We start from the raw sequence: 15,168 nt of genomic DNA, 5'->3' as shown, positions 1-15,168 counted from the left end.
GGAGGTCCTCATGAATTTAAAACATGAACATAACAAGCTATTCCAAGCGCTCGAATTTGTCACCAGCCTGGTGCAACTGAACGTGGTCTTCTTACTGACCATTCTGCCTGTCATCACTTTGTTCCCGGCCTTGTACGCCTTACATGCCGTCACACGGCAATGGTCGGTCAACCAAGACTACAGCGTGTTCCGCGCCTACTTCCGCTTCTTTAATGAAGGGGTGCGCCGTCATTATAAACTCGGTATAGCCTGGACCTTGTTTGTATTCGTCTTGTTGATCGACTTTTTGCTCATTCGTCAAATCGACACCGGGCAGACGATTCTCTTCACCGGTCTGTTCGTGATTGGATTTGTCTTCGTCTCCCTATCGTTATTTCTATTTCCGATTTTGACGCACTACGAGATGAAGACGATGGATGCCTTGAAGTTGGCGTTATTCAGCATCATGCGATACGGCTATATTGTCGTGCTCGCGCTCTTGTTATTCACAGCGCTTGGTATGCTCGCATATCGGTCTCCGCTCTATTTGTTGTTCGGCTTTTCCTTCATCGTGTTTTTAACGATGAAACTGTACCTCCACCAGTTAGATCGCGCCATCACGAGCCACCATGTCGACATTGAATCTTCATGAAACAAACCCTTCCCCCATCTGCGTTTAAATCGCACAGACGGGGAAAAGGGTTATTTTTTATGTTCTCGCATCACATCTGCCATCGGACACCCAGTTTGCTCGAGCTCGGAGACGATCCGTGTATAATCCGTCTCGTTTCGATTCTGGCTCAGCTTGAACGCCGCCTGCATCTCCGAAATGTCGATGCGGAACCCGACGACGCCATATTTCTGCCGTTGCACCGGCTCCGACAGTTCCTCCCAGACGACGGCATGCTCGCGGTCTCCTTCATGGTCTTGAAGCAGTCCCTCCAACTCTTCCTCGAGTTGTGCCTCGTTCATAATCGTCGCCTGTCCGTATGCATGCACCGCCTGATAGTTCCACGTCGATACGTCCTCGTGCCCGTACCAGGATGCGGACACATAGGCGTTCGGCCCTTGGACGATCAAGAGCACGGTCTGGTCTTCAATCGACCGCCACTGCGGATTGTTTTTGGCGACATGTGTCGTAAACCAGACGTGCCCCTCCTCCTCATGGAAACGGAGCGGCACGTGCGTCGCGATCGGCTTCTGTCCGTCATGCGTGACGACGGTGCCGAACGGGTGGGCCTTCAGAAATGCGTGGACTTCTTTCGGATCGTTCACGGCGTATAGTTTTGGGACGTACATCGTCTTCCTCCTGTCTTGTCCTTCATCAACTGACTGGATCCCTCCGTATAATTCACGCCAACTAGGGTAAAGAGTAGGTGACGAAATTTTACTGAGGAGGGATTTCATGAAACCAACTATTAAAGCGTTCGTGTTCGATGTATACGGGACCTTGTTCGACGTGCATTCCGTCAAGACGGCGTGTGACGAACAGTTCCCCGGAAAAGGTGAACAAATTAGCCAGGCGTGGCGGACGAAACAGCTCGACTACTTCTTTACCCGCCACATCATGGGGCGTTATGAGGACTTCTCCGTCGTCACGCGCGACGCGCTCCGGTACGCCTTGTCGGCGGCCGAAGTGACGTGGACGGCCGAGACCGAGGACGCATTGATTGCCACATATGCGAAGCTGTCGCCATATGAAGAAGTTGCGGACGTCTTGCACCAGCTGCATCATAAACAGACCATCGTCCTCTCGAACGGGACGGACGCGATGCTCGAGGAACTCATCCACAACGCCGGGTTCACCGACCTGTTCGACGAACTCGTCAGCATCGACGGCATCAAAAAAGCCAAGCCGTCACCGGCCGCCTACATGCACTGGTTCAAGAACAGCGGGTTGAAGCGGGACGAGGTACTGTTTCTATCCTCGAATGGTTGGGACATCGCCGGTGCGAAAAACTTCGGGTTCCACACGGCCTGGATCAATCGTAACGGCAAACCGGTCGACATGCCCGACCTGGCTCCTGACGCCGTCTATGAGGATTTGTCCGGGATACTGGAATGGGTCACGGACGAAGCGGCTTGGCCATAATCAAATCGACTTGGGCGTCGTCGCCCATATAGAATGTGTGCGCCCCGGTCTGGACGAAGCCGTGCTTTCGGTAAAAGGCGAGTGCCTTATGGTTATGTTCCCAGACGCCAAGCCAGATTTCACGTTTGTTCAGCTCACCCGCGCACGTGATGGCCTGGTCATACAACGCCTTCCCGACGCCACTTCCTTGGAAGGCGCGTCGCACATAGATCCGTTCGAGTTCGAACGTCTCCTCGCCCATGGCCTCGGTCTGGGCGTTGTTGGCGTTCACTTTTAAGTAACCAGCCACTTCCCCGTCGAGTATGGCGAAGAAGAACTGTGAGTCTGGATTCGAAAGCTCTTTTTTAAGTTGCGCCATGTTGTACGCCCGCTCGAGATACGCGGCCAGATGCGCCGGGTCATTCTCGGCTTCGAACGTCTCCGTGAACGTCTCGATACTGATGGTGCGAAGTGCGTCAACGTCTTCGATTGTGCAAGCTTTGATGGTGATCATGATTGTTCCCCCTAGTAGTCTCGTTTCTTTCCTTTCTTCACCGCGTCCCAGTCCCCTTCGATATTGTGGCGGACCCGCTTCAATAGCCGGAGCAGCTGCTCGGCTTCCTGGTCACTCAGCCCGGCGAGCGCGACGTCCGTCGAATGTTCGTGCTCGCGGATAATGACCGGGTACAGTCCTTTGCCCCGTTCGGTCGGGACGAGCCGTTTGATTTTCTTGTTGTGCGGGTCGTCCTGCTTGATGATCAACCCGTTCGTCTCCAACTTTTGAATCGCTCGCGCCGCCGTCGTCCGGTCGACTTTGATGAGTTCGGCGAGCTTCTCTTGGATGATGCCCGGCTCTTCACAAATCCGGACCAAATATAAATATTGCCCTTTCGTCAGCTCGAGCTCTTTGAATTCGATATTGCTGATCGAATCGAGGGCACGGGCAATCATCCCGATTTCACGTAACTGGTCTCTCATACAATCCTCCTGATTGTTGTATTTACAATACGTTACGTTCAGTATAATGCATTTAGTTGCATTTGCAACAAAAAATATTATGCGTATGAGCTTTGCTTGTGTGAGAAAATAGAGGTATCATTCCACGAAACGAGGGGATCTCATGGCACACCGCATTTACACGACGAGCTTCGCAAGCGTCTATCCGCTCTATGTCGCGAAAGCCGAACGAAAAGGACGGACGAAAGACGAAGTCGACACGATCATCCGCTGGTTGACCGGCTATGACGAGGCCGGGCTTGAACAGCAACTTGCAGCCGAGGTCGACTTTGACACGTTCTTCGCCACCGCACCTCATATGAACGAGGACCGCGCCTTGATCAAAGGCGTCGTCTGCGGCGTCCGCGTCGAGAACGTCGAGGAGCCGCTCATGCGCGAGATCCGTTATTTGGACAAGCTCATCGATGAGCTGGCCAAAGGCAAGGCGATGGCGAAGATTTTACGGGGAGGTGACGTCTGATGGACTATACGACACTCGTCGACGACAAGCGGCTCGACGCTTTCATCCGTTTGATTGACGTCATCGATGAACACCTACCGGACGGGTTCGAGAAGACGACCGACGGCACAGGTATCCACTACGTCGTCCCGCTATCGACGTATCCGTCCGGGTATCACGTCACGCCGGGCACCCCGCTCCCGTTTTTGAGTGTCATCGCTCAAAAGAACCACGTCGCCGTGTATCATATGGGCGTCTATAGTGACCCGGAGTTGCTCCGCTGGTTCGAGGAGTCCTACGCCGCCCAAGTGCCGACGAAGCTCGACATGGGCAAGAGCTGTATCCGCTTCAAAAACGTGAAGCATATCCCATATGAGTTGATGGGTGAACTCGTCTCGAAGATGACGCCCGAGCAATGGATTGCGGCTTACGAGTCACGCTAAAACAGGCAGGTCGATGGCGACCTGCCTGTTCGTTTTCTTATTGGGGCCTTGCTAGATACACCGCAAACACAATGAGAGCAATCCCGAGTACTATTGAAAGTTTGTACAACAAGTTATGTTTTCTGCGAGCAAAGCCAATAACGGTTAAGAATATACCGAGTATAAAGGAGATGACCATTGCAAAAAATCCCATTTTATTCACTCCTTTCGAGAGTAATTACTCGTCCATGACGATTGGCTACGTCTAAATCATGCGTTACGGTAATAACGGTCGTATTGAATTCTTTATTCATCTCAAAAAGTAAATCGATGATGTTTTCTTTGTTCTTTGAGTCAAGTGACGCCGTCGGTTCATCCGATAAAATGATTTGAGGATTCATGATGACCCCCCTAGCAAAGACGGCTCTTGATCGTTGTCCACCCGAACACTCAAGCGGTTTCTTTTTCAAAATGGACTCAATTCCTATTTTGTTAACAATTCGCTTAAAGTGTTCTTGGACACTCGGATCTTTTTCGATGTTTGCGTACATAAGGGGTAGTTTAATATTATCCTCGATGGTCAAGGAATCAATCAGTGCCGACTCTTGAAGTACAAACCCAATTTTTTGATTACGCCATTCAGCCAATTTATCTCGCGATAAATCCTTCACAGATGAGTCAAAGAGCTCATAACTTCCTTCGTATTGTGTGTCAAGTAAACCGATAATATTGAGCAGCGAAGACTTACCAACTCCAGACTCCCCGATAATCGAAACTCTTTCACCAGGTTGAACTTCCAACTCGAAATCATTTAAAATCGAAAAACCTTTCTTCTTAAACGTTTTTTTTTGGATTTCTAGCTTGATGACACTACTCATTTCATAACCCCCACCGAGATCGGAATGCCTTTAATTTTTTTAAGCGCAATTTCTACAATCATGAACGCAATGATAACGTCGATGAATAGAACAACTAGTAAGGCGATCCAATCCATACTGATCAAGCCAAACATTCCGTACGTAGCAAAAATCGAGTCTTTTCTTAACCAAAACCCGTATCTATTGAAAGCAGTGATTGCAAACAAGATGACTAGATTGATCGAAAACAAGATCCCGAAGTAACTGTAAAAAATGCTTCTCAGTTTGGAATAGCTCAATCCGACTAATAAATTGACTGTAAAATCTTTAATCATTAATCGGACACTTATCAATGTATTCCAGATAGCCAAACAAACGATGACAATGAGCAAAACCCCAGTAATCGCAGAAATAATTTTTAATGAACTCACGTAATAATCTTCAAAATAAGTAAAGTTCTCTTGTTGATTGAAGAAGTTAAAGTCTAACCCTAAATTCTTCTGGATCTGTTCACTCAATTTCGTCGCTTCCTCTTTTGTAGAATCCAAAAGCACTATATCCATCAAACCATTCACGTGGAGGTCAAGGCCCGCACTTTGGATAAATTGTTCGTTAACCGGTAGGAGAATTGAAAAGTTGAAATAATTCTTTGAATTGGGCGCATAAAAATTAGAACGGTGTGTATTCTTTTTCAAGACCCCTTGAACTTTTAAATCGACTTTTTGTTGAGTGACAGGATCGGTGGTCTCAATCGTTGACCCCACAGGATGGGTCGAAGCCAGACCGGCACCTATCAAAACAGATATTTGTTCTTTGTTGAATTGATAATCAAAATTTAAATGGTTTCCTTCAGATAATTTATATTGATTGATCTTATAAGCCTCTTCATTGATGTAACTGAAAGTAGCTTCCATATCATGTTCATTGTCCAATGAAGTCGTAAAACCATCGGCCTGCAGAGCATATGTATAATTGTCGTTCAAATAGCCGTATAGCCGTTGTGTATCTTCTACATCAAATCGATCAAAATCCGCTTCACTATCTGGATTGAGGTTAGCTATATAATTGCCTTCTCGATTTAGCGTTTCTATTTCTTGATAGCCTTGAAACGTTGAGATAATTGAACGAGTGGCACTAAACGACAGGTAATTCGCTAGGAAAAGCAATAGGATCATTGCAAAAACAAGTATCCATCTCTTTAAAAAGATTTTAGTTATAAAAAAGTGTAAGATTCTCATTCTCTTTTCACCTGACCTGCACTAATTAATATGTATACAATAAACAGCATTACCAAGTAGAGATTGCTGGTTACATTCAAATTTAAATAATAGTTCAATGATAGAGATAACAAAAAGCTGAAGGTCAATATGGCCAGACTGTTCAAAATATATCGGATGATGATTTTTTCCTTTGTGTCTCCCACAAGTATTCGGCAGGCTATTTCTGTTTTTCTCCGGTTTAAAAATTGATAATGAAAGACCATCATAATAAAGGTAAGCAGAATACTTATAATAAATTGATAGTCGACAATACTTTCAATAAATGACATTAAAATAAAAGAATCCCCTAAATCCACAGTTTGTACATAAGCAAATATCAAATTTACAACAAAACAAAAGAGATAGATGGAAAAAGATTCAAAAACATCGATAAATCTAAATAGAGAATATTTCATAACCTACTCCTTAAAGATGGCATTTATAAATTTATGGTATCACGTATTAATAAACACCAACTACCTAGCTAAAAAAAACCGTAAGTTATAATTTATAATCAAAAAAAGTAAGATAGCACTCCAGTGAGATATACATTGATCACGTTGTATGAGCTCAAAATCAGGCCCTACTAGGAACATACCTGACGGGCCTAATTCATCTCATCTACTTTAAAAAAAACCTAAATCAAGAAGCCTTACTTTAGTGCACCACGGGCCCAACTAAAGTATGTAGTGTACTTGTCTCCCCATCTTAAATCGTCCCACACAGAACCCGATACTTTGCTGCTGTAGGCCGTTTTACTTAGTAGAGTTCTACTATTTCGCGTGTATTTAAACGAAGTAGACTTATACTTCGAGCTACTATAGTTCCAAGCCTCGCCATTGTACTTGATTTGAAACGACTCTACTGAAGATGCTCCACTAGATGCAGTACCGAAAGTTGCTGCTGATGCAGACCCTGCGCCTAATAAAATCGTGCCGACTACTAAAGCTGAGCTCGTGAACTGTTTTGTCTTCTTTTTCATAACGCATTCCTTCTTTCCTATTGTTATTTTGTAGCGTGAAGCTGTGATACAAGTCTCAATCTACCATAATTTAGATTAGATTCAATCAACAGATAGCAAATTATTACAAAATGGTTATTTTTACATAAAAAGTATTTTCGGCATCATTACTAACTACCTATGGGAAATTGACCCATCGCGTGCCCCTCGCCTGATAGATTTATTTAGATGATGACCACGGTCCCTGAACAGCTATGTTTCTTTAAAACGGCACACGGAACAAGTACTAAGAACGTAAAACAGGCAGGTCGATGGCGACCTGCCTGTTTGTTACACATTAAATCGTTTTGTCATTTGACGCATTTCGTCTGCCATGTTCGACAGCTCTTGGGCCGAGGCCGTGATCTCTTCCATCGATGCCATCTGTTCTTCCGTCGCCGCCGAGGTGTTCTCGGTTTCAGTCGCGGTCGTCTCGGTGATGCCTTGGATCTCGTTCACGGACGTCAGAATCTCGGTCGCCCCGGCTGCCATCTCTTGAACAGCACCTGACACTTCCTCGACTTTTTGTCCGACTTCTTCGATCGCCCGCTTGATGTCCTCGAACGCGACGCCCGCTTGTTGGACGTTCGTGACGCTGTGACCCATCTCGCTCTCGACGACGTGCATCGTTTGGACGGCTTGTTTCGTCTCTGTCTGCGTGTCTCCAATCAAACCGGAAATCCGTTTCGTCGCGATGGCCGACTCTTCGGCGAGTTTCCGCACTTCCGAGGCCACGACGGCGAAACCGCGTCCGTGGTCGCCAGCTCGGGCCGCTTCGATGGCCGCGTTCAAGGCGAGCAAGTTCGTCTGTTCGGCGATACCTGAAATCGTACCGGTGATGCTGCCGATCTCTTGCGAGCGGACGTCGAGCTGGCCGATGACCGTCTGCAACGCCTTCACTTTTTCGTTCATCGCCTCGAGCTGTGACTCGAGCGTGTCAATCAACTCATTGCCAGTCCCGACTTTTTGAAGTGCCCCGTCCGACAGTTCGGTCATGTGTTGGGCACTGTCCGAGACGTGATGAATCCCGTTCGTCAGTTCGGTGAGCGTACTGCTCGATTCTTTCACCCGCGTCAATTGACGGAGCGAACCTGACGCGATCTCTTCCATCGTGACGGCGACCATCTCTGTCGCTTTCGTCGTCTCTTCGACGTTCGATTTCAAATCGTCCGATGACGTCGCGACGCGTCCCGCCGTCGACGTGACGTTGCCGATCAAATCGCGAAGACTGTCCTTCATGTCGTTGAACGATGCTGCGAGCGACCCGATCTCGTCGCGCGACGTGTACGTGCTGTCGACCGTCAAATCACCGGCCCCAGCACGGCTCATGAGTCCATTCAACTCACGGACCGGGCGGACGATGAGGCGCGTGATATAGACGCCGAGCCCGATTGAGATGAGCGCGCCGATGGCGACGAGCACCCAGAACAATGTGACCGATTCCGTCCGCTCGTTCTGCATCGTCGTGCTTGCCGTCTCAGCTTCTTGGTTGATGCCGTCCATGACGACCGTCGCCGTTTCGACGAGGGCGAGGCGAATCGGGCGTAGCTCGCTGACATATTGGCGATAGGCTGCTGTATTCTCGTTTCTGATTGCCGGTTGCAAGACGATATCAATCCGTTCCAAATACGTCGTAATCAACGTATTCAAATCTGTGACTTGTTGTTGCATGTCAACATCTGTCGACGCGAAGTTCTCATTGAACAACCTTAAATTCTCGACCATGCTGTCTCGTCGCTCCGTAATATTTTCTTGGAGTTCCGCGTTACGACTTTCTTCGGTTGCTAACATCAACTCGAGTACATAACCTTCAAGCGCACGGTTGTCCGTCCGAACTTGACCGAGTGCCTTAATTGGTAACAACCGCTCCTCATAAATTTCTTCTCCTGCGTCGGCCATCCTGCTTATAAAGACGTGGCTGAGCGCCGCGATAATGACGAGCGTCGCGATGAACACAGTGATGAGCACCGCAAACTTTTTAGACATACTTAAATTTTTCATGATCATCCCTCCTATGTGCTTTATCGTAGGAAAGCAGGTTCACATGAAGCGTGATCGCACATGCGTTGACCTAAGTTTCTATTTTCAGTAGCACAATCGGTTCCATCAGCACATTGGGCACCAGTTTGTAAGCTGACTCACCTTCATTCGAACGAAAAATACGATACGATGAAAAAAAGACTGATCGATTCGAAAGGAATGATTCGCGTGCCACGCTGGCTCAAACTCAGTCTCATGCTCGCCGTATTCGGGAGCATCTTCTATATCACACATGTCCATTACGAGCTGCGCCCGTCTGATGTCCGTGACATCGTGCTGTCGTTCGGCTGGTGGGGTCCGGTCGTCTTCTTTCTCATTTACGCGATCGGCCCGCTCATCTTCTTGCCGACGTCCGTGCTGTCGCTCGGGGCCGGCCTCGCCTTCGGGGTATGGCCGGGTGTCCTCTATATCTTGTTCGGGGCGACGGCCGCGGCCGTTACCGGTTACGTCATGGCCCGACTGTTCGGCCGTTCGGTGCTCAAGGTCGAGAGTTATCCGTGGTCGGAGAAACTGTTCACACAGATGGAACAGCGCGGCTTCCTGTACGTGTTCATATTGCGGCTCATCCCGCTCGTCAGCTTCGATTTGCTCAGTTATGCCGGCGGAATCGCCAAAGTTAAATTCAAATCGTTCATCCTCGCGACTGTGCTCGGTATGATCCCGGGGACGCTCGCCTACAGTTTCCTCGGTGCGAGTCTCGCCTCGGGAAGCATCACCTTGGTCGTCATCGCCGCCCTCGTCTTCGTCACGTTGATTGGTGTCACTTACTATTTCCGCGAACCGGTCAAACGATGGCTCGGGCTCACTACAGACTAGAGAAGCACATTGGCTTCTCTTTTTTTTGCGCCGACACGTAAAAACGATAAACATTCGTGTCAATCGGACGATAAATGAGTAGCTATATCGACCTATTATCAGGGGGAAACTGTATGAGTTCTGAAAAACGCAATCAATTGATGCTCGTCACCACGTTCGTCATCGTCCTTACGTCTGTCATCGTTCACCTGCTCCACCGCTTCACCGATTTCGCCTATACGTACACCGTGCTCCGGAACGGCTCCGTCGGCTACGCATATCCCATCGCGACATGGGTCCTGTTCGCCGTTCCGATCGTGCTATTGATCGCCATGGTCGTCAGCCAGCGGGTCAAAGCGCACTGGTTCCCGCACTTGATGATGCTGACGCTCACGTTCGCGAGTATCTCGACCGTCGCCGGCGGTCAAGGGCTCGTCGAATATCACTTCTCGATTTTCGTCGTCTTGGCCATCTTGTCGTTCATGCGTCGTATCGACTTGATCATCTACAGCACCGTCATCTTCGCCGTGCAACATCTGGTCGGCTACTTTTTAGTCCCCGAAATCATCTGCGGGACGGCCGACTATCCGTTCAGCCTATTGCTCGTCCATGCGGTCTATCTCGTCTTGCTGAGCGCCGTGCTCGTCGCGCAGATTCATTTCCGTAACCTTGAGTCGTCGCGTCTCAAAGCACAGGAAGACGAGACGCGCCGTTTGCTGAAGCAAGCGGTCACTGATGCGAGTCAACTCGTCATGACATTGAAGACGCATGCGACCGAACTCGAGACAGCGGCCAACCAGTCGCTCGAGTCCGGGGAACAAATCGCCGTCACGGTCGATCCGATCGTCGCGCACGCGACCGAGCAAGAGACGTCGATGAACCACGGGGCCGATGAGATTCAATCGATTCGCTCCCTCACGGCGCTCATCCAGGAACGGATGGGGCAAACAGCTGCCGCCTCGTCACGCATCGCGGCCGACGCACTAGCCGGGAACGGTGACATGCAACGGATGGAAACGAAAGTCGAAGAAATCATTAGTGAGTCCGAACGACTCGAACACGTCGTCACGACGATGTCGAACCGGTCGACCGAGATTCAAGCCATCCTGCAACACGTCGAGACAATCAGCGACCAGACGAACATGCTGGCTTTGAACGCCTCGATTGAAGCAGCCCGGGCCGGTGACGCTGGGCGTGGTTTCGCCGTCGTCGCTTCTGAAGTCGGCAAGCTCGCCGTCCAGTCCCGAGATTATGCGGCCGAGATGACCCGCGTTCTCGGTGGACTGATGGATGACACGACCGTCGTCCGCGATTCGGCACAGTTGTTCAAACGCGCGACCGAGAACTGTCAAACTGTCTCGGCCGATGTGACTGCCGTCTTCCATCGTTTGACCGAGGACGTATCCGAGATCGACGGTCAAATCAGCTCGATTCAAGAGACGCGTCAACGTGTGACGTCGCAGATGGAGACGCTCGAATCACGTCTCGCGACGACGAAACGAGCGGCGAGCGAACTGCAGCAACAGATCCAGCACGTCGCTGCCGCCACCGAGGAACAAGTCGCCATCCAAAAAGAGTTGAGTCATATGTCGGACCGACTCGCTTCGACCGCGAGTACGTTAGAAGATGTGACCGGTCAGCTCGAAGCCCGGGCCAACTAAAAAACAGACCGCGAATGTCGATTCGCGGTCTGTTTTTATGAATGGCTGAAGAATGAAATTTTTGCAATCGACCGAACGATGAGTACCGATACGAACATGAGAATGGCCGCGATTCTAAAGCCCACATCCCCAATCACGTGGAACTCATAGCGCAACCCAAATAGAATGAGCAAACTGAGGACAACGCCCGTTAGAAATACTATGTTTTTCATGTGATCCATCCTTCCTATGTATACTTCTGATTATCCATTTATTCCTAGTATACGGGATGGGGATGACGTGTGCCCAAATATGTGAAGACAAATCGCTAGCAATCATCAAAAAACATCACGTTCTCGATCATCGAAAACGTGACGTCACTATGTTTTATAACGTCGAAACGAGCTTTTGAAGCGCCTCTTTGAGCGGTGTCACCGGACGACCGAGCACCAACTCGAAATCGTTCGACTCGACCTCGAGCGAGCCGTTGCGGATGCTATCTTGAATGCCGACGACGATCGGAATCGCCCCTTCCGGCACCCCGGCGCCGCGCATGACGCCAGCGTAAGCGTCATTACTCACTTCTTGGAGCGTCACTTCGCGCCCGAGCACTTCACCGAGCGCCTCGACGAGTTCGGCTTGCGTATGGAGCGGGCCTGACAATTCGAAGATATCTTGTTCGAAATCGTCCGCCATCAGAACGTTCGCAATCGCTTCGGCGTAGTCTTCTTGCAGCGCCCAACCGACTTTTCCGTCACGGGCCGCCGTCACCCAAGGTGCGCCGGCGAGCACGCCTTGAATGCTGCCGAGCTCATTCTCTAAGTACCAGTTGTTGCGCAAGAACGCATGCGGGATCCCCGTCCGTTCGATCGCGCCTTCCGTCTCGACATGCGGTGGTGCCATCAGGTTTTGGCTATCTGTCGCGTCGGCGAGACTCGTATAGGCGATGAACGATACGCCTGCGCGTTCAGCCGCCTCGACGGCGTTCGCATGTTGACGGATGCGGGTGTCGTTGTCCCCGTCCGCCGAGATGATGAGCAGTCGTTCGACACCTTTGAACGCCTCATCGAGCGTCTCCGGCTTGTCGAAGTCGCCGTGGCGTACATCGACCCCTTTCGCTTTCAGTGCTTCTGCTTTTTCAGGGTTGCGCACACTGACCGCGAGTTCACTTGCGGGTACCGATTTGAGTAACACATCGACAATTTTCGAACCGAGTTTTCCGGTTGCACCTGTGACTAAGTATTTCATGAATCATTTCCTCCTTTTAACCTGTAATTGAATCAGTTACATGTAATCATCATAGTTACAGCATCTTCGTTTGTCAATTGTTTGTTCCCTGTTATACTGAAGATGTAACCAATTCACTTACATGACTCCGCAGAAAGGTGGTGGCCTATGTCCATCAGTAGCCGTTTCGCGGTCGGCATTCACATCTTGACGTTGATCGAGGTCAATAAGGACGGTGTCACCTCGTCTGACTTTTTGGCCGGCAGTGTCAACACGAACCCGGCCTTGATTCGAAAAATCATGGCCATGTTGAAGAAAGCCGATTTGATCGAAGTGAAGCCTGGCGTCGCCGGAGCCAAACTTACGAAAGACTTGACCGAGATTTCGCTCTATGACGTCTATCGCGCCGTCAGTGTTGTTGAGGAGAATGAGCTGTTCAGTATCCATGACAATCCGAACCCAGCGTGCCCCGTCGGCCAACATATCCAAGCGACGATCGAACCGATTTTCATCCATGCCCAATCGGCGATGGAGTCTGTGTTGAAGCATGTGACCCTCGCCGATGTCGTCAACGACATGGATAAAACGAGCACGTAAAACAAGGGAAACCCGAAACGGGCTTCCCTTGTTTAGTCTTTCAGTTGAATGAACTTACGTTTACCGACTTGTAGAATCATACCGGCTTTGAGTAGAATCGGCGCGTCGCCATCCGTTTGTTTGTCCCCATTGATGCGGACTCCACCGCCGGCAATCATGCGCCTCGCCTCACTCTTTGAAGAGAATAAGTCGAACTTCATGACTGCCTCAAGTAACGTCAAAGATTCGCCATCTGAAATTTTTCGTTGTTCCATATCCTCCGGCAATAATCGAAGCTGAAACACTCGTTTGAAACCTTGTTCGGCTTGTTCCGCCGCCTCTTCGCCGTGGTATAGCTCGACGAACCGTTTAGCGAGTTTCATTTTCGCATCTCGTGGGTGTAAGCTCCCTGACAAGAGTGCGCGTAACGTCGCCTCAATCGTTTCTTGTGGGAATCCGGTTGCCAACGTGAAAAACTTTGGCATGAGCTCATCCGGAAGCGACATCGTCTTCCCATACATGTCCGCGGGTGACTCATCGATACCGATGTAGTTGTGTTTTGATTTCGACATCTTCTCGACCCCATCGAGCCCTTCTAAAAGCGGCATCAAGATGGCGACTTGTTTTTCTCGTCTGAACTTTTCTTGGAAATGTCGTCCCATCAAGATGTTGAAATGTTGATCGGTTCCTCCAATTTCAATATCGCTTTCGAGATGAATCGAGTCATACCCTTGCAATAGGGGGTAAAAGAACTCATGGAGGGAAATCGGTTTACCAAGGGCGAGCCGTTCCTCGAAATCATCCCGTTCAATCATACGAGCGACTGTGATTTTACCGGCTAGGCCGATGACATCCTCGAGGCTGAGTCCTTTCAACCATTTTGAATTATAGTGCAGGACGACACGGTCCATATCGATCAGCTTGCCGAATTGATCAAAATACGTTTGCGCATTTTGTTTGACCACTTCATCCGTCAGTTGGACCCGTGCGGTTGATTTCCCGGTCGGGTCTCCAATCTTTCCAGTGAAATCACCAATAATCAAGTGAATCTCATGACCGTTTTCTTGAAATTGGCGAATCTTGTTTAACACGACAGTGTGTCCTAAATGAATATCGGGCGCCGAGGGATCGAGGCCGAGCTTGACCTTGAGTGGACGATTATTGAGCAGCGATTTCGCTACTTTCATCCTCAGCTCTTCGGTAGGAATGATGTCGTCCACCCCTTGCGTGTATTCAGCCATCTGCCTCTCGACTTCCAGTAACTGCTCATCGGTCAGTGTCATCTCTTCAAACGTCTGTCTCATTCGACTCACTCTCTCCTTTGTCGTTCATTTTGTTTAATAATCGAAGCAATGTCTTTTTCTCACCCGTGTCCAAATGTCGGACGAGTCGGCGTTCCTCCGCATGGAACTTCGGGTATAGTGTCGCTACTGTCTCTTCACCGGATTCGGTCAAAAATAGTCGTGTCATACGGCGATCTTTTTTGTCGCTCTCACGTCCGCAATAGCCATTCTTCTCAAGCGTCTTTGACACATTACTGACCGTGGCCTTACTGATACCAATTTTGCCCGCTAAATCACGCACTTCTAGCTTTCCGTGGATGAACAGTTCGTAAAGAATCGCGAAGGCGGTCCAAGATAGACGATAATGAACGAGCACTTGATTCTCAAAGTGACTTCTCATCGTGTGTGCAAAATGATCAATCGATGTCAAAATTGCTATGGCATCACGATCGAATTCATCTACAAAAAGTTTGAATCGGTCGTCCCATTCTAGTTCTCGCTGGTCGTGTCTCATCTGCGTCCTCCTTAATCGTTAGCTATGAAACGATATTAATTGAAGTTTA

General features: G+C 49.3%; 17 protein-coding genes. 7 read left to right on the top strand and 10 right to left on the bottom strand.

The features are described from left to right. Positions 1-10 precede the first annotated feature (10 nt). Positions 11-631, top strand: coding sequence for a YesL family protein (locus tag NMQ00_RS02795; RefSeq protein ID WP_255177830.1), 621 nt, complete (start codon positions 11-13; stop codon positions 629-631). A 50-nt stretch (positions 632-681) separates the two neighbouring features. Here NMQ00_RS02795 and NMQ00_RS02790 read toward each other — a convergent pair whose 3' ends face one another. Then, complete coding sequence (locus NMQ00_RS02790) at positions 682-1,278, bottom strand: FMN-binding negative transcriptional regulator (RefSeq protein WP_255177829.1); 597 nt, start codon at positions 1,276-1,278, stop codon at positions 682-684. A gap of 106 nt (positions 1,279-1,384) precedes the next feature. On the opposite strand from NMQ00_RS02790, the gene NMQ00_RS02785 reads away from it, so the two are divergent. Next, entirely contained in the window at positions 1,385-2,071 is a 687-nt protein-coding gene (locus NMQ00_RS02785; protein WP_255177828.1) for a haloacid dehalogenase type II, read from the top strand. On the opposite strand, the gene NMQ00_RS02780 is transcribed toward NMQ00_RS02785, so the two are convergent. Continuing rightward, positions 2,046-2,567: a spermidine/spermine N(1)-acetyltransferase gene (locus NMQ00_RS02780; protein WP_255178664.1), complete on the bottom strand. Its 522-nt coding sequence runs from the start codon at positions 2,565-2,567 to the stop codon at positions 2,046-2,048. The two genes, NMQ00_RS02785 and NMQ00_RS02780, sit on opposite strands and share 26 nt — an antisense overlap. A gap of 8 nt (positions 2,568-2,575) precedes the next feature. Beyond that, positions 2,576-3,028, bottom strand: coding sequence for a MarR family winged helix-turn-helix transcriptional regulator (locus NMQ00_RS02775; protein ID WP_255177827.1), 453 nt, complete (start codon positions 3,026-3,028; stop codon positions 2,576-2,578). A 142-nt stretch (positions 3,029-3,170) separates the two neighbouring features. Here NMQ00_RS02775 and NMQ00_RS02770 point away from each other — a divergent pair, with 142 nt between their 5' ends. Continuing rightward, a complete protein-coding gene (locus NMQ00_RS02770) occupies positions 3,171-3,527 on the top strand; it encodes a DUF2200 domain-containing protein (RefSeq protein WP_255177826.1) in 357 nt (118 codons plus the stop codon). After that, positions 3,527-3,949, top strand: a complete 423-nt coding sequence (locus NMQ00_RS02765; RefSeq protein ID WP_255177825.1) for a DUF1801 domain-containing protein — start codon at positions 3,527-3,529, stop codon at positions 3,947-3,949. The genes NMQ00_RS02770 and NMQ00_RS02765 overlap by 1 nt, the downstream gene beginning before the upstream one ends. 194 nt (positions 3,950-4,143) lie before the next feature. On the opposite strand, the gene NMQ00_RS02760 is transcribed toward NMQ00_RS02765, so the two are convergent. From NMQ00_RS02760 to NMQ00_RS02750, 3 genes are all read right to left on the bottom strand, one after another. Further along, complete coding sequence (locus NMQ00_RS02760; protein ID WP_255177824.1) at positions 4,144-4,806, bottom strand: ABC transporter ATP-binding protein; 663 nt, start codon at positions 4,804-4,806, stop codon at positions 4,144-4,146. Continuing rightward, positions 4,803-6,023, bottom strand: coding sequence for an ABC transporter permease family protein (locus NMQ00_RS02755; RefSeq protein WP_255177823.1), 1,221 nt, complete (start codon positions 6,021-6,023; stop codon positions 4,803-4,805). Before NMQ00_RS02755 ends, NMQ00_RS02760 begins: the two co-directional genes overlap by 4 nt. 1,312 nt (positions 6,024-7,335) lie before the next feature. Beyond that, on the bottom strand, positions 7,336-9,045 hold the full coding sequence (locus NMQ00_RS02750; RefSeq protein ID WP_255177822.1) for a methyl-accepting chemotaxis protein: 1,710 nt from the start codon (positions 9,043-9,045) through the stop codon (positions 7,336-7,338). A gap of 168 nt (positions 9,046-9,213) precedes the next feature. On the opposite strand from NMQ00_RS02750, the gene NMQ00_RS02745 reads away from it, so the two are divergent. Together NMQ00_RS02745 and NMQ00_RS02740 are read left to right on the top strand one after the other, a co-directional pair. Then, positions 9,214-9,900: a TVP38/TMEM64 family protein gene (locus NMQ00_RS02745; RefSeq protein ID WP_255177821.1), complete on the top strand. Its 687-nt coding sequence runs from the start codon at positions 9,214-9,216 to the stop codon at positions 9,898-9,900. A gap of 113 nt (positions 9,901-10,013) precedes the next feature. Continuing rightward, positions 10,014-11,540: a methyl-accepting chemotaxis protein gene (locus tag NMQ00_RS02740; RefSeq protein WP_255177820.1), complete on the top strand. Its 1,527-nt coding sequence runs from the start codon at positions 10,014-10,016 to the stop codon at positions 11,538-11,540. Positions 11,541-11,575: 35 nt separating this feature from the next. On the opposite strand, the gene NMQ00_RS02735 is transcribed toward NMQ00_RS02740, so the two are convergent. Both NMQ00_RS02735 and NMQ00_RS02730 read right to left on the bottom strand, forming a co-directional pair. Next, positions 11,576-11,752: a hypothetical protein gene (locus NMQ00_RS02735; RefSeq protein ID WP_255177819.1), complete on the bottom strand. Its 177-nt coding sequence runs from the start codon at positions 11,750-11,752 to the stop codon at positions 11,576-11,578. A 154-nt stretch (positions 11,753-11,906) separates the two neighbouring features. Beyond that, the gene (locus NMQ00_RS02730) at positions 11,907-12,767 is read right to left on the bottom strand and encodes an SDR family oxidoreductase (protein WP_255177818.1); all 861 of its coding nucleotides are present in this window, start codon (positions 12,765-12,767) and stop codon (positions 11,907-11,909) included. 147 nt (positions 12,768-12,914) lie between these two features. Between NMQ00_RS02730 and NMQ00_RS02725 the strand changes: the two genes are divergently transcribed. Continuing rightward, positions 12,915-13,343, top strand: a complete 429-nt coding sequence (locus NMQ00_RS02725; RefSeq protein ID WP_255177817.1) for an Rrf2 family transcriptional regulator — start codon at positions 12,915-12,917, stop codon at positions 13,341-13,343. Between the two features lie 32 nt (positions 13,344-13,375). On the opposite strand, the gene tyrS is transcribed toward NMQ00_RS02725, so the two are convergent. Both tyrS and NMQ00_RS02715 read right to left on the bottom strand, forming a co-directional pair. After that, positions 13,376-14,626, bottom strand: a complete 1,251-nt coding sequence (gene tyrS, locus NMQ00_RS02720; protein WP_255177816.1) for a tyrosine--tRNA ligase — start codon at positions 14,624-14,626, stop codon at positions 13,376-13,378. Continuing rightward, a complete protein-coding gene (locus tag NMQ00_RS02715) occupies positions 14,610-15,119 on the bottom strand; it encodes a MarR family winged helix-turn-helix transcriptional regulator (RefSeq protein WP_255177815.1) in 510 nt (169 codons plus the stop codon). The genes tyrS and NMQ00_RS02715 overlap by 17 nt, the downstream gene beginning before the upstream one ends. Positions 15,120-15,168 lie beyond the last annotated feature (49 nt).

Source organism: Exiguobacterium aurantiacum, assembly GCF_024362205.1.
Taxonomy (GTDB): Bacteria; Bacillota; Bacilli; order Exiguobacteriales; family Exiguobacteriaceae; genus Exiguobacterium; species Exiguobacterium aurantiacum_B.
This window is presented reverse-complemented; position numbering and strand designations above follow the sequence as displayed.

Excerpts from the sequence above, each read along its gene's own strand:
- NMQ00_RS02715 (WP_255177815.1), bottom strand. The coding sequence starts at position 15,119 with ATGAGACACGACCAGCGAGAACTAGAATGGGACGACCGATTCAAACTT.
- NMQ00_RS02755 (WP_255177823.1), bottom strand. The coding sequence starts at position 6,023 with ATGAGAATCTTACACTTTTTTATAACTAAAATCTTTTTAAAGAGATGG.
- NMQ00_RS02735 (WP_255177819.1), bottom strand. The coding sequence starts at position 11,752 with ATGAAAAACATAGTATTTCTAACGGGCGTTGTCCTCAGTTTGCTCATT.
- NMQ00_RS02785 (WP_255177828.1), top strand. The coding sequence starts at position 1,385 with ATGAAACCAACTATTAAAGCGTTCGTGTTCGATGTATACGGGACCTTG.
- NMQ00_RS02795 (WP_255177830.1), top strand. The coding sequence starts at position 11 with ATGAATTTAAAACATGAACATAACAAGCTATTCCAAGCGCTCGAATTT.
- NMQ00_RS02765 (WP_255177825.1), top strand. The coding sequence starts at position 3,527 with ATGGACTATACGACACTCGTCGACGACAAGCGGCTCGACGCTTTCATC.
- NMQ00_RS02775 (WP_255177827.1), bottom strand. The coding sequence starts at position 3,028 with ATGAGAGACCAGTTACGTGAAATCGGGATGATTGCCCGTGCCCTCGAT.
- NMQ00_RS02725 (WP_255177817.1), top strand. The coding sequence starts at position 12,915 with ATGTCCATCAGTAGCCGTTTCGCGGTCGGCATTCACATCTTGACGTTG.
- NMQ00_RS02740 (WP_255177820.1), top strand. The coding sequence starts at position 10,014 with ATGAGTTCTGAAAAACGCAATCAATTGATGCTCGTCACCACGTTCGTC.
- NMQ00_RS02730 (WP_255177818.1), bottom strand. The coding sequence starts at position 12,767 with ATGAAATACTTAGTCACAGGTGCAACCGGAAAACTCGGTTCGAAAATT.
- NMQ00_RS02760 (WP_255177824.1), bottom strand. The coding sequence starts at position 4,806 with ATGAGTAGTGTCATCAAGCTAGAAATCCAAAAAAAAACGTTTAAGAAG.
- NMQ00_RS02790 (WP_255177829.1), bottom strand. The coding sequence starts at position 1,278 with ATGTACGTCCCAAAACTATACGCCGTGAACGATCCGAAAGAAGTCCAC.
- NMQ00_RS02770 (WP_255177826.1), top strand. The coding sequence starts at position 3,171 with ATGGCACACCGCATTTACACGACGAGCTTCGCAAGCGTCTATCCGCTC.
- NMQ00_RS02750 (WP_255177822.1), bottom strand. The coding sequence starts at position 9,045 with ATGAAAAATTTAAGTATGTCTAAAAAGTTTGCGGTGCTCATCACTGTG.
- NMQ00_RS02745 (WP_255177821.1), top strand. The coding sequence starts at position 9,214 with ATGAAAAAAAGACTGATCGATTCGAAAGGAATGATTCGCGTGCCACGC.
- tyrS (WP_255177816.1), bottom strand. The coding sequence starts at position 14,626 with ATGAGACAGACGTTTGAAGAGATGACACTGACCGATGAGCAGTTACTG.